This is a genomic window from Microcystis sp. M_QC_C_20170808_M9Col (genome assembly GCF_007095495.1).
Lineage (GTDB): Bacteria > Cyanobacteriota > Cyanobacteriia > Cyanobacteriales > Microcystaceae > Microcystis > Microcystis aeruginosa.
The window spans coordinates 1-13,345 of the sequence record NZ_SFBZ01000191.1 but is presented as its reverse complement, the minus strand read 5'-3'; the positions used below and the strand labels follow the sequence as shown (position 1 = coordinate 13,345).

Sequence of the window (13,345 nt, the reverse complement as noted above, 5' to 3'; positions counted from 1 at the left end):
TCAGGGAAAAAGTCCAGGAATTTTCCCCCCGATCCCCGCAATGGCTGGCACTTTTTGAGGGGAAAAAAGTCCAAAAGTCTTATCCAACAAGGTTTTTAGATTTATTCAGCAGACCCTAATCATATATTGGCCTCAAAAACGGGACAATAGCCTTCGGGAACCACTTTAAAACCGTAGAGGGGAGAAGCGGGATTCCAACAGCGCTGACTTTTGTAGTGGACACAGACACGACAGCAATCCATCTCCTCTAAAGCTTTGGTGATGCGATTGGGACTCTCGCTTAATAACTCCCGTTGGGAGACTCCCCGCAATAATAATTCTTCCCCTTGCCAGCGCGCTTCCACCAGTCCCGTATCGGCGAAATTACTCCACCGGGGATCCCGGGTGATCGGCTCTGGTAAGGTGATAGTGATGATCGAATCCGATTCATTTAATTCTCCCTCATAGTGGCTGGGGGCCGGAGGTGTCGGTTGCAGAAAGCGATCGCCAATCGGTAATTCCACCAGGGTTCCCACGGCCGGAGAATGGAGTTGATAACGGCTTTGTAATTCTTCTAAACTGGTCAAATCCGCTAGATATAGGGGCGAGCCATGGACGAACATGATATGCTGTGGTCGCAGGTTATGGATCAGTTGGGTGGTGTTGCGACTATCGCTATGTTCAGCCAGTAGATAGGTTTCTTGGCTAATTAATCGCGAACGCTGTGCCGCTTTTAATCGGGGATTCTCCAGGTTGATATCGTGCAGGTGTTGGGGAACTAAGATTAACCAAGGTTTATCCCCTTGCAGATATTTACTCACCTCCTCTAGGCGATCGATTAGTAAAATTATCGGAGTGGTTCCCCCTAGAGGTGTCGGTTTTTCTGGCAACCTTCGCAACCGGGGACAGATGCGCTCATCCCAAAATAAGGGCTGATGTTTGGCAAAATTTTGCACAGATGCGGGAAATTGTGGTAAAATTTCTAGGTAGGCATCGCAAGCTTTAGCGATCTTGCCCCCAACCCAGATATCAATGTCACGGCCTGTGAATTGGTGGTGCGACCGCAGTAATTTTAAAATTTCCTGACCCAATCCCAAAGCGGGGACGGGTAGTAAGACATTTTGCCCCTCAGCGATCGCATGATAGATGCGATTCATCAACTGTTTTTCCTGCTGTCGTCGGTGGGGATGGCGCTCTGTGCCGTAACTGCCTTCAATAATCAGCACATCGGGGGATACTCCCCGCAGCAGATCGATCGATAATCCTTCCACCAGTTGAAAATTAGACAGGGAAAAATCGCCGGTATAGAGGACTTTATAGGTGCGTTTGGGGGTTTTGTAGGTGAATAGGACCACGGCAGCCCCAGGGAGGTGGCCGGCTGGAAAAATCTCGACGGTGAGATCATCAAAGAGAGCAATCGGCGATCGCCATGGCCAACCCTGACAGAAACTGCCGATTTCCTCGGCCGAATCCGGCCATTGTAGGGGCAGCAGTTGTACTGTCACCTCACTGGCATAAACTGGCAATTGGGGATAGGTCTGATGGAGAGCCATTAACCCACGGATGTGATCGCTGTGGGCATGACTACAGAACACCAGATCCACGGGTGGTTTTTTGTTTTGGGTGAGGGGTTGCATATCGGCCAAACCGCAATCTAAAAGTAGGCGATAGGGACCGATTGTCAGGAGGAGACAAACCCCTTCTGACGCGTGACCGACACCAAAAGGTAAACAGGATAAAAGGGATTTTGACCCCCAGAGGGCAGTAGAGCGTTGAACCATGGCAACCCTGATTATGATGACTGGTTAGTGGGCTGAACCATTGCCATCGTAGTTATCGCTATCGTAAAAACCGTTGCGGGTGCCGAAAAAGAGACAAGAGACGGTGAATACGGCCGTCAATGCCAACAAGATTAATTTGATGTCCATATAATTAGTGCAACTCCTCAGAGGGTATCTCCCCTCATACTAACCCAACTTTTTCGGTTGTTAGCAGCTAGGTTTCGGATTTGTCCCTGGGCGCTCAACCTCTTTCCCCCACCATCGCCCGGTCTATGTTAATAATTAACGAAGGCAGGAAGCGGAGGGCAGGAGTCCGTTTTTGTAACGGGGATTTATACTCCGCTCCAAAAACTTTTCGCCAACCAGGAGCGAGGTTTTAGACCTGTCCATTAGTCACATCTTTCTTAACATTTCAAACCTTTGTAGCACAGGGCTTTCAAGACTCGGTTAACAATCTGTAATATTCCTTGTTGACACCCTTAATGACAAAGAAAAAACTGAAATCAAGTCAGGATAAGGGTTAGAGTCCTTACTGACCAAATTGTTAAGAAATATCTCTATAAGGGATAGGTTTTAGACAAGGGTTGTGCGCGATAATTTTAGTTAATTTAAAAGTCTTGAGCAAAGCTAATCCCAAGTCACAGGACTACTTTTCTGGATCTCATATTAAGAAAAAACTATGAGCGATAATATTTTGTCTCAAGCTTCACAGCGATGTATTACATAGATGGCAGTTGACTTATAATTAAGAAAGCTTGCTAATTTTGTCAGATAGAAAAAACGAGGAGATTAATTAATTTAGCTATATATGTCAAGATTAACCCAAGAATCTTTAGGTAATGAGGCGGCTATATTTTCAGCTTTAGAGTCTCAACATCAAGAAGCTTCGCTCTACGGTGTTACAGATGGTAAAGCGATCGGAACCTACTTAGAATAAAAGTTTAAACTATATCTGGAAGAAAAATATGATTTTGTTGAGGGTAATGCAGCCAGTGGTATCGATTTTCCTGAGTTGCTGGTTGATATAAAAGTAACCAGTACTAAACAACCACAATCATCTTGTCCTTTTAAATCCGCAAGACAAAAGATTTTTGGCTTAGGATATTCCTTAATTATTTTTGTTTATGAAAAGTTAGATAATAGTCTCAATCGCACTGCCAATTTAAGAATGATCACGACAATTTTTGTATCGGCTGAAAGAACAGCTGATTTCCAGATGACTCGTGGTATTCGCAACATCTTAAACAATCAGGGTAACAAAGATGATTTAATTGCCTTTATGTTAGATAAAAACTTACCCGTTGATGAAATGGAAGCAGCCAATATAGCCGATGAAATTCTTGCTAATCCTCCAGTACAAGGATTTTTAACCATTTCCAACGCCTTACAGTGGAGACTACAATATACTAGAGTAATTGATCTTGCTGGTCAAGAAGAAGGATTAATCGCTATTTATAGAGAGAATTAGTAATGTCAGTTTCTCCAGTTAAAGTTGAATACGGCGACTTTCAAACTCCTTTAGAGTTAGCCGAAAAAATTTGCCAAAAGTTATCACAAATAAATGTTAATCCCAAGGTAATTATTGAGCCAACTTGTGGTACAGGAAACTTTTTAAAATCGGCAGCAGTTACCTTCAAACAAACTGAAAAAATTCTTGGCTTTGAAATTAATCCTAATTATGTTGCACAGATAGCCCAAGATGAGCAATTATGCCAAGATACAAGAATACAAGTTCATCAAAATAATTTTTTTGACTGTGATTGGAATGCTCTAACTCAAGCATGGAAAGAGAATATTTTATTCTTGGGTAATCTACCTTGGATAACAAACTCAAAACAGGGATTGATTAATGGTAGCAATTTACCGCAAAAAAGTAACTTTCAAGGTTATCATGGTTTAGATGCTATCACAGGAAAAAGTAACTTTGATATGGTTCTTCGTTACTTGTTAATTGATTAGCTCGTTCTAGATTGAAAACAATTGGCAAAAATCGAAGCAATGTCTTTCTATATAAGGGTTTCACCCCTTATAACTCCCGTCCATTACATAACACAAACCGAAGAACCTTTGATATTTCAGAATGGATGTTAATTAAATTGATTGAATGTCTTAATCATCGTTCAGCTTATCTGGCAATTATCTGCAAAACAGCCGTTTCTAGAAAAATTTTGAACTATATTTATACTCAGAAAATTAATCTCACCTATTCGGCAATTTATCCGATAAACACTCAAAAATATTTTCAAGCTAATGTAGATGCTTGTCTCCTATTTTGTCAATTTGATTCTCAATCAGAAAATTACTTTTGTGATGTTTTCAAGAGTTTTGAGGAAAGGGAGTTTCAGCGTATTGGTTATCAAAATGATATTCTAGTCAGAGATTTAAATACTTTTATCAGACTAGAGAAGTTATATCATCGGCATCCTCTAGTAGAAAAATGGCGTTCAGGTATTAAACATGATTGCTCAAAAGTCATGGAATTGCAGTTAGTTAATGGAATTTTTGTCAATGGTTTAAAGGAAATCGTTGATATTGAAACCACCTATCTTTATCCTCTCCTTAAAGGTTCAGATGTGGCACAAAATCGCCTAGAAATTATCAATAAATACGTTTTAGTAACTCAGAAGTTTATTGGTGAATCTACAGAAAATATGCGAGATATAGCGCCAAAAACTTGGCAGTATCTAGTTAATCATGTAGATTACTTTGGGAATAGAAAAAGCAAAATCTATCAAAATCAACCAGATTTTTCTATATTCGGCGTTGGTTCTTACACCTTCTCTCCTTTTAAAATTGCCATTTCTGGACTTTATAAGAAACTGAATTTTCAACTTATATCACCCTATCAAAATCAACCAGTTATTTTCGATGATACTGTTTACTTCTTAAGCTTTGATGATTTAGATACTGCTCAGAAAACACTACAGCTTCTCAATTCTTCCCTAGCGATGGAATTTTATTCATCTCTGATATTCTGGGATGAAAAAAGACCAATAAAAACCCGTATTTTAAATAGTTTGAATTTGTCAGAATTAGGGTGTATTACTAACGCTAACGCAGCTAAGTAACGCATCTCACGGGATATTTTATGATAATTTTTTCATCTCCTCGATAATTGTCCTTGTCTCGACGCTAACGGTACACCCACGGGTTAATAAGTCAACCACTTGCTCTTTATACTTTACAAAATGATAGGTATTAAATTTCTGAGCGATGGTTTTATCTTTGGATTCCTTTTCTTTATATTGATCTTTATACATTATCATAACTACTCTAGAATATCCGCCCTTAATTTCTATGTGTTGTTCTTTCAATAGGGCTAGATTAGATTTAATAGTCATGACCGTAATTCTGACTTTAGTAAACTATCCATAATTATTTTAGTACAAGTATAAGCTTTTGGAAAAAAGCAATCTTATCGGTCATGGTAGTTTTGCCTGTCTCTGGGAATCAACTCGGACCGACTGAAGAAACAAAGGAAAATGGAAATTTTGCCGATCTAGGGCTGGCCTTTGCTATAAGTGAGCTATATAGCGCCTCCTTGGCTAGTGAGGAAATTCTCAAACGCTAAAGCTGAGAGCTCACCGCTATAACTAAGCACACGAATCACCCAGACTGAGAAAATATCATGCGTATCGCTCACGATGTCACCGAATTGGTTGGCCGCACACCTTTAGTACAATTGAATCGGATTCCCCAAGCGGAGGGCTGTCTTGGCCGAATTGTGATGAAATTAGAAGGGATGAATCCCGCTGCTTCCGTCAAGGATCGTATTGGCACCCACATGATTAATAGCGCCGAAAAAGCGGGTTTAATCAATCCAGAAACCACGATTTTAGTGGAACCCACCTCTGGCAATACGGGAATTGCTCTAGCGATGACTGCGGCAGCTAAGGGTTATCGCTTGATTTTAACTATGCCGGAAACGATGAGTTTAGAGCGCCGGGCGATGTTAAAAGCCTACGGTGCTACCCTAGAACTTACCCCCGGTTCCCAAGGCATGAAAGGGGCAATTTTACGCGCGCAGCAAATTGTCGATAGTATCCCCGGCGCTTATATGTTGCAACAATTTCGCAACCCTTCTAACCCAGAAATTCACCGTCTCACCACTGCTGAGGAAATTTGGCAAGATACGGAGGGACAGGTAGATTTTATTGTTGCGGGTGTGGGTACTGGAGGCACGATTACGGGAGTCGCTGAAGTGATTAAATCCCGTAAACCTAGTTTTCAAGTAGTCGCGGTGGAACCTTTCAATAGTCCGGTGATTTCTGGTGGTAATCCCGGTCCCCATAAAATTCAAGGTATCGGTGCGGGTTTTATTCCGGAAGTTTTACGCACAGATCTGATTGATGAGGTAATTACTGTCAGTGATGAGGAAGCTTTTCAATTTGGTCGTCGTCTGGCAAAAGAGGAAGGGTTGCTTTCGGGGATTTCTTCCGGTGCCAATCTTTGCGCGGCGATTCAACTAGCCCAACGACCGGAAAATGAGGGTAAATTAATTGTGGTGATTCAGCCTAGTTTTGGAGAACGTTATCTGAGTACGCTGATGTTCCAAAATATCGAGGAGCGCGAGTTAACTTTGGTGTAAAAAAATATCCTCTTCAACCTCTACAGTGAGCCTTTAGCTTTAACTATAGCAGTTATCTTAAATGGTGGCCTAGTATTCAGGCGCAGGTCGTCGGTCGTCAGTATTCTCCGAGTCAGGAGCCGGTCGTTAGGAGACAGGTTTTAGGTTTTGGGGTTTTGGGGTTTTAGTTCAATTTCCCCACTTCCCCACTTCCCTGTACTTTTTAAACAGGATTTAGTATTAATCGTATTTTAGGAGGGATTTTCTCACCTGTAGAGGTATTTGTAAAGGTTGCGGTTTGATTGCTTCTTTGCTGGCAAAATTATCGAGTAAAGCCGATCGCACTTGTGCATCGGTTTCTCGCGAGAGAAGATAACGGAAGTATTCTTGGCATTGTTCTCGACGACTGGGGGAAAGTTGCATTTCACTTAAACGTCGGACTGCCATTAAGCGCATTAAGGGATCATTGACTGTTAATTTTTCTAACCAGCGATCGAAGTTTTTTGACTCATTTTGACCGCGATGGTCGAGAAAATGCCATCCTAGCAGGATTAAAGTCAAAACCGTGCCAAATCCTTGCAAAATTGAGGCCAGGGCCAACCAGCGATTTTCGGCATAGGTCCAAATGGCGACAGCGAGATAGGTGGCTAAACTGCCCAAACCGCCACAGACTACCGCTAAAGTTAACTTACCGCTATCGGCAGTGAAAAAAGCACGCCCCCACAGCCACAGCGATGGCCAGTTTTGACCCTGGAGATGGTAAACTCCAATCATCGCCCCCACTCCGGTTAAAGTGGCCAAAACTAACTGCCAATTCCACGCCCAGAGGATCAAAAAACTAGCACAAGCTGCCGCCCATGTCAAGAATTGACGGGTTTTTTTTGCGGCGAGAGTTTTGATGACTCGACGCTGCAGAGCGGGAGAAAAATAGGGAGGAAGGCGGAATACTGAAGACACGGGAAGTTTTTCACTGAGGGTTTGATGATCACTATAGCCTGTTCTCAGGCAGACAGATCATTTTTCTCGGTAAAAATCCTCGTGGCAAAAGAGCGCAGTGCTAGGGTGGGCTAAAATTGCGATCGAGAATCAGCTAAAGTTCAGGTTGGCGGGCTTAGGTGTTAAGATGGTTTGCAATCAAACTCAACTTTTTTTATTAATAAATAGCTCAACAATATTCTGTAAACTTATATACAGAAACCTCAAGAAATATATTAATTTGCAGTTTTTAGGGCGGTAAATTCTGATCAATAATCTAGAGTGTTAAGTATAAGTACCGCATCTAATTTTACCTAGTCAAGCCAGCTATCTAACTCATCTATATCACTTCCGAACAGAGTTAAAACGTCCTTTGTCTCGGTTGAGTCTTGCAGTACTTTTACCTCAAGGAAAATCTCAATAATTTTGAGTCATGATTCACTAGAATCCTCAAATATTCCATAAACTGGCGAGTTTTAAGAAACCTAGGAGGTTCATCGCTATGAAAAGCCGTCTTATTGTTTGTTGTGATGGAACTTGGCAAGATTTAGGACAAGGTTATCCTACCAATGTTGTCAAAATGGCACAAGCTATCACGCCACTTGATGATACTAAGGGCAACCCCATCCGTCAAATCATCTATTATGACGAAGGCATTGGGACAAAACAATCTAATGCCGAGGTGACTGATACTTTAATTAAAATTGCTGGAGGTGCTTTAGGCATTGGCATGGATCATAAGATTGAGGATGCCTATCGTTTTCTGTGCTTAAACTATCAACCTGAAGATGAAATTTATCTCTTTGGGTTTAGTCGGGGAGCTTACACTGTACGCTGTTTAGCTGGGTTAATTTATAATTGTGGTTTGTTGTATCGGGAATTTATCCGACAAATCCCCAAAGCCTACGAAATTTACCGAGAAAAACAAGAACCAAATAACGCACCTAACGGTAAAAATGCCATTGATTTCCGTAATCAGTATGGACGACGAGTTCCCATTAAGGCCCTATGCTGTTGGGATACGGTTGCTTCTTTAGGTATCCCCGATATCGTTCATTCTCTGCATTTAGATGAAAAGTTCAACGAACGTTATCACTTTTATGATTCGACCATCAATCCTACAATTGAAAAGGCGTTTCATGCAGTTGCCATTGATGAAATTCGTAAGGTTTTCGATGTAACGCTAATGTATCCCCATTCTACCCACATCAGACAACAAAAAGAACAGGTGGTTCAAGTTTGGTTTCCGGGGGGTCATGGTTGCGTTGGTGGAGGTTCTCAGGAAGAATCTGGCCTATCCGATGGGGCTTTATTGTGGATGATGGAACAAGTCGAAGCCTTGGGTTTGGCCTTAGATAAAAGTTATATTCAACATGGAGTTCATCCCAATTGTAGTGCGTATTTTGATAATACGTCAAAATGGCCATTTAATGTAGCGGGAACAGCACCTCGTCAGTTTGAAGGGGATGTTAGCAATTTGCATGAAAGTGTTAAAAATCGCTGGACAGACCTGAATGTTAATCCCCCTTATAAACCCGCTATTCCCGAAATTCAAATGATGCTTGAGAAAGAGCTTGGTGCTTTGAGAAAGAAAGAAATAGTCTCTGTTTAGCACTTCGCTGCCTCAAAAATGTCGCCTTCACTTTACTTACATAAACACTCATAATCTGACCTAATTAGGAGGATTTGCCATGAAAGTATCACAGAACTGTATTGATCTGATCAAAAAGTGGGAAGGTTGTAAGCTTACCGCTTATAAATGTCCTGCTGGCGTTTGGACAATTGGAATTGGAACCACTCGCTATCCTGATGGACGACGTGTTCGGGAAGGGGATAAGATTACTGATCAACAAGCAGAAGGTTTCCTTGTCCATGAATGTGAGGAAAAAGCCAAAGCTGTAGATGAATTAGTAAATGTTGATCTTCATCAAAATCAGTTTGACGCTTTAGTTTCCTTTGCTTATAACGTAGGCATCGGAGCTTTTAAAGAAAGTACCTTACGACGTAAACTGAATGAGAAGGATTATGAGGGGGCTGCCAATGAATTTAAACGTTGGAATAAAGCAACAGTTAACGGAGTACAAGTTGTGCTTGAGGGGTTAACCAATCGCCGTAAAGATGAAGAAGAACTATTTCGTAAAACAGATGGGTTTGGTGAACCTATTGATCTAGAACCCTCTCCCCAAAGTTCCGCTACTTGGCTTAAAGGATTCTTAGAAAATCAAAATACCGTTGTTGTGGCGTATAAGGCTGACCAAGTTGTCGAAATTATTACCCTAAAAAGTCCTCTTAAAGAAGATTTAATTGATGTATTGCGACAATATCCTAATGCTCAGAATTTCCATATCGCCGCACCAAATGAGCAAATTCCAGCAGGTAATCGAGTTGAATTTGAGGGGCGTACTCAAGCTCTATCGAGGGTTGCCAATCCGCCTACTTTAGAGCGAGGATTACTGTTAAAAGGAATGACTGATAATGATGCAGGAATCTCTAGCAAAGATATTGCAGAAATGCAACAACGTTTGAAAGATTTAGGCTACTATAACGGAGAAATTGATGGGGATTTTGGCAGTGGTACTGATAATGCTGTCAGACGATTCCAAGCAGATGTTTTTGGTCAAAGTCAAGCGGATGGTAAAGTCGGAACGAAAACATGGGCTAAATTGTGGGGAGAAGATGGTGTAGTTTCTACAGGTCAAGGACAAGCTGGAAAAACCTACCTGCGATTAACAAAAACTAACCGTAAAGATCGCTTTGGTTGTTATGTTTTGCTCCTAGAATATATCAAGAATGGTCAAGTCAAAGATAGTCTTGAGGTGTGTTCAGGACAACCTAATCGGCAATTTTTCCGCGCTGGTTCTCAGAGCGTTTCTGGCTCAATGGAACCGCTACCTGAAGGTCAATGGTATATCAATAATATTAATTGGGCAGATGGCAAAGATAAATATGGCCCTGTCGTTTTTAATAATGGCTTAGGACCTGTTAGCACACCGATTGGTTATAAAGGTCCTAATTCTACACGGCGCAGTGCGATCGAAATTCATATTGATTGGAATCGAGTAACATCTGCTGGAAATCCTAATTCTCCCGGTACGGCTGGTTGTATTGGAATATACAATATTGCAGATTACAAAAAATTTGTCAGTTGGTTACGGGAAAATGAGAATCCAGAACTGCGCGACTTGTATGTCAATTGGGGATTAGGAACTTGTCCTCAACCTCAATAATAGCTTACTCAAGGGTGATCATAATGATCTTTCATAGTGATCACCCTACTCTTTTTTGATTCGGTGATTTACTCACGAACAATGTACAAACTTTTACTGGCATCAGCCTTACAACAGGTAATGCAAAACACAAATCTCCCTATAACCATAGACTCAAAACTAATCTGGAACGATACAGGAATTAATCTTGTCGCTGGACAAGAATATCATTTTCAAGCAACAGGTCAATGGATTTGTGTGGAAACGAGATCTATACTGATAGAATATCCGCAAAATAGTCTTAAAAGTCTTGTCCAGTAAGCATTTCACGATTCCATAAGCAAAAATTATCACACAAAGCCGAGAAGAGCCAATTACCTCTAATGCTGATGGTTATGAAAGTCCTAATTTCTTGCTGAAACTATGTGAAAGACTACGACGAATGCCTAATTCACCTTGGTTTTCACTGATTGGTTCAATTGATAAAGATCAAGATAGTTTCTTCCTCATCGGCACAAATAAACAGTTTATAGCCCCAAAAACAGGACGGCTTTACTGCTTTGCTAACGATGTGATCATCGCCTATGCTAATAATCGAGATAGCATCCAACTCACTGTAACTTCCTTAACTTGACAAAGGGAAAATATCCTATTTGTGAACCGTCTGCTGTTGTTAACGTAACCTGTCCAGAATCAGGCAAAAAAGGAGAAAAAATGATGACTACCCAAAAACTGAAAGCTCTAGTCAATACTGTTATCAAACAATCTACCCTAGATAGCAGTCAAATTACTGATCTTACTCAAAAAATTTCTTTACTAGCAGGAGATGAACTTGAGATTAATAATTACAAATCTGCGGACAATAACCACTGGGAATTAGAATTAACAACCCCTGTTAATGAGATGGCGAAATGGTTCGCTTATATGCCCCATGTCGAAATTAAAAGTAATGACCCTGTGGCCAAGATATTACAAGATATTAAGCAGTCTCAATTTAAGGTGTATCATCGACCAACAGAACAAGATGGAGATGGAGTGGGGATTCCCCCTAATGGACAAGACAACCGTTCAGAAAGAATTTGTCCTGTGTACGTTCTTAGTCCGAGAAGACAAACAGATTCTTTAGTTAGACAAATGATTACACTGCTTCCGGTCAAGGATACAGCGTTCATTATTGCAGAACGATTGCTACAATATCCCGAAGATTATCTCCCCACTATTTCTCAATTTGAAAAAGCGGTCATCGTCCAATCTTTTGTTGGTGTCGGTCCTCCTCAACCGGATCCAACTCCTTATCCAGATTGGGCAAAAAAAAGACACGACAAAGAGTTGTGGAGACTCGAACAATCTATCCGTCTATTACAGTCGATGAATCGAAAAATCTCAGCGGTGGTTTGTGCGATGGGAGATTCTCAAAAACATTCATCCAAAGATGTGCGAGAAACAATGCAAACAAGATTATACAATCTTCTGGATAAGTATAATCTCTCGGCTCTCAAACAGCCAATTACTTGGGGAGCAGATGAATTAGTAGCAATGGGAATCGCTCAAACTCTTCCTAAAACTAAAGTGCGTGTCCGCATCTCTAATAAGGAGACTGAAATGTGGTACGACGGGAGACGACCACCCAGAGAACTTGTGACTGAAAAATTACAAGCAGTTGGGTTAGAAGAATCAGAAACTGACTGGGATTTCGAGGTCGCTATCCTAACTCGTCGTCAAAATGGTAGTATTGATGATTATCAGAAAGACGACCAGAAACAAGCCCAGTTAGATGAGCAATTTTTGGCTCAATATAAGAACTATTCTTCCGAGCAACGCGCTAAATTAGTCATCATTGATGGCCGACTTTTTAATGGGGCTTGGAATGCCACTTCTGTGTTACCTTACGATGATTTATTGGCCTTCGGTAGTTGGGGAACATTTGGCAATTGTGTTGGCTCAACTTTGGCGGTGGCAAAAATTCTTTTCTACGCTAAAAATCCCGCCGCTCAAAGACAACTTTATTTAGAAGCCATTGCTCATGATGTTTTTGCTAATGGCTATAAAGAAGTTCAACGATCCGAAGAACCTAAAAGCTTCTGTAATCAGCTACAAAATCAAACAGGAATAACTTTCAATCATTACGACGGATATGATAATCCTGCTACGGTCAAAAAAGTCTTTGAGGTCTTAAATCGGCGCGTTAATGCCAGAATGCAAGAACATTTTGCAGGACTTCCCCTTGTTAATAACCGAGTCTTCCGAATTACCCCGCAATTTTGGCGCACTTTTGAGAGTGAAGTCCACATCTGGCCAAGATTACCAGAGGAAATTCATAAAGTTGGTATCTATCGTACTGATCTGGAAGCGATCGCTTTTAATCCTTCATTGGGCGATCAATTCGTCTAACAGTAAATTTTTCAACAATCCCATAGGAGAAATACCATGACTTCCCTACAAATTATCAATCCTACCAATCATGCTCGCTTTGAATGTCTAAAACCTGTTACTTTTACAGGCAAAGTAGATTCTGGAATAGTCACTGTAGAACTCACAGCAGATGACAAATATTCCCTAGGCAATAATCAGGTTAAAGCAGACGGTTCTTGGTCGATTACTTATTCAGGATTTACGAATCCTGGGAAGCGCAAAATTACTGCCTTTGGCTATGATCAAGCCCACATTCCGCACCCTAGTCGTTGAAATCAAAAGTTGCTCTAGCCCTTGTATAGTAAAACTTTTAGCGATTACTAAGAATTATGAAGTGTCACACTCTAGTCAGCGATCGCCAGCTTAATGAGAGTTTATCTCAATAATTTGGTATCAGAGCTATCAGATTTTTAGGGCTAATTGTG

At 41.0% G+C, this 13,345-nt stretch carries 12 protein-coding genes and 2 pseudogenes; 10 read left to right on the top strand and 4 right to left on the bottom strand.

The features are described 5' to 3' along the window. Nucleotides 1–119: 119 nt before the first annotated feature. Nucleotides 120–1,760 carry an MBL fold metallo-hydrolase gene (locus tag EWV68_RS11370; RefSeq protein ID WP_287169837.1) on the bottom strand — a complete coding sequence of 547 codons (1,641 nt, stop codon included), beginning with the start codon at nt 1,758–1,760 and terminating at the stop codon, nt 120–122. 24 nt (nt 1,761–1,784) lie between these two features. Beyond that, nucleotides 1,785–1,907 carry a DUF8629 family protein gene (locus EWV68_RS11365; RefSeq protein WP_002737208.1) on the bottom strand — a complete coding sequence of 41 codons (123 nt, stop codon included), beginning with the start codon at nt 1,905–1,907 and terminating at the stop codon, nt 1,785–1,787. A 661-nt stretch (nt 1,908–2,568) separates the two neighbouring features. Between EWV68_RS11365 and EWV68_RS11355 the strand changes: the two are divergent. From EWV68_RS11355 to EWV68_RS11345, 3 genes and pseudogenes are all read left to right on the top strand, one after another. Then, nucleotides 2,569–3,228, top strand: a pseudogene (locus tag EWV68_RS11355) (type II restriction-modification system restriction endonuclease). 2 nt (nt 3,229–3,230) lie between these two features. Continuing rightward, a pseudogene (locus tag EWV68_RS11350) lies at nt 3,231–3,683 on the top strand (SAM-dependent methyltransferase); the annotation flags it as partial. Between the two features lie 161 nt (nt 3,684–3,844). Continuing rightward, nucleotides 3,845–4,828, top strand: coding sequence for a hypothetical protein (locus tag EWV68_RS11345; protein ID WP_287169834.1), 984 nt, complete (start codon nt 3,845–3,847; stop codon nt 4,826–4,828). An 18-nt stretch (nt 4,829–4,846) separates the two neighbouring features. On the opposite strand, the gene EWV68_RS11340 is transcribed toward EWV68_RS11345, so the two are convergent. Beyond that, nucleotides 4,847–5,020 carry a hypothetical protein gene (locus EWV68_RS11340; protein ID WP_375792667.1) on the bottom strand — a complete coding sequence of 58 codons (174 nt, stop codon included), beginning with the start codon at nt 5,018–5,020 and terminating at the stop codon, nt 4,847–4,849. Between the two features lie 368 nt (nt 5,021–5,388). Here EWV68_RS11340 and cysK point away from each other — a divergent pair, with 368 nt between their 5' ends. Next, the gene (gene cysK, locus EWV68_RS11335; RefSeq protein WP_287169832.1) at nt 5,389–6,348 is read left to right on the top strand and encodes a cysteine synthase A; all 960 of its coding nucleotides are present in this window, start codon (nt 5,389–5,391) and stop codon (nt 6,346–6,348) included. Nucleotides 6,349–6,567: 219 nt separating this feature from the next. Here the strand turns inward: cysK and EWV68_RS11330 are convergent, their stop codons facing one another. Continuing rightward, nucleotides 6,568–7,284, bottom strand: coding sequence for a hypothetical protein (locus EWV68_RS11330; protein WP_287169831.1), 717 nt, complete (start codon nt 7,282–7,284; stop codon nt 6,568–6,570). A gap of 520 nt (nt 7,285–7,804) precedes the next feature. Between EWV68_RS11330 and EWV68_RS11325 the strand changes: the two genes are divergently transcribed. The 6 genes from EWV68_RS11325 (at nt 7,805) to EWV68_RS11300 (ending at nt 13,193) form a co-directional block, all read left to right on the top strand. After that, complete coding sequence (locus EWV68_RS11325; RefSeq protein ID WP_287169830.1) at nt 7,805–8,914, top strand: T6SS phospholipase effector Tle1-like catalytic domain-containing protein; 1,110 nt, start codon at nt 7,805–7,807, stop codon at nt 8,912–8,914. A 79-nt stretch (nt 8,915–8,993) separates the two neighbouring features. Beyond that, complete coding sequence (locus tag EWV68_RS11320; protein WP_287169829.1) at nt 8,994–10,529, top strand: glycoside hydrolase family protein; 1,536 nt, start codon at nt 8,994–8,996, stop codon at nt 10,527–10,529. Nucleotides 10,530–10,610: 81 nt separating this feature from the next. Continuing rightward, nucleotides 10,611–10,829 (top strand): hypothetical protein, encoded by a 219-nt coding sequence (locus EWV68_RS11315; RefSeq protein ID WP_287169828.1) that lies wholly within the window; start codon nt 10,611–10,613, stop codon nt 10,827–10,829. 121 nt (nt 10,830–10,950) lie between these two features. Beyond that, entirely contained in the window at nt 10,951–11,142 is a 192-nt protein-coding gene (locus EWV68_RS11310; protein WP_287169827.1) for a hypothetical protein, read from the top strand. Between the two features lie 80 nt (nt 11,143–11,222). After that, the gene (locus EWV68_RS11305; RefSeq protein WP_287169826.1) at nt 11,223–12,899 is read left to right on the top strand and encodes a DUF4127 family protein; all 1,677 of its coding nucleotides are present in this window, start codon (nt 11,223–11,225) and stop codon (nt 12,897–12,899) included. Nucleotides 12,900–12,935: 36 nt separating this feature from the next. Further along, entirely contained in the window at nt 12,936–13,193 is a 258-nt protein-coding gene (locus tag EWV68_RS11300) for a hypothetical protein (RefSeq protein ID WP_287169825.1), read from the top strand. Nucleotides 13,194–13,345: the final 152 nt, after the last annotated feature.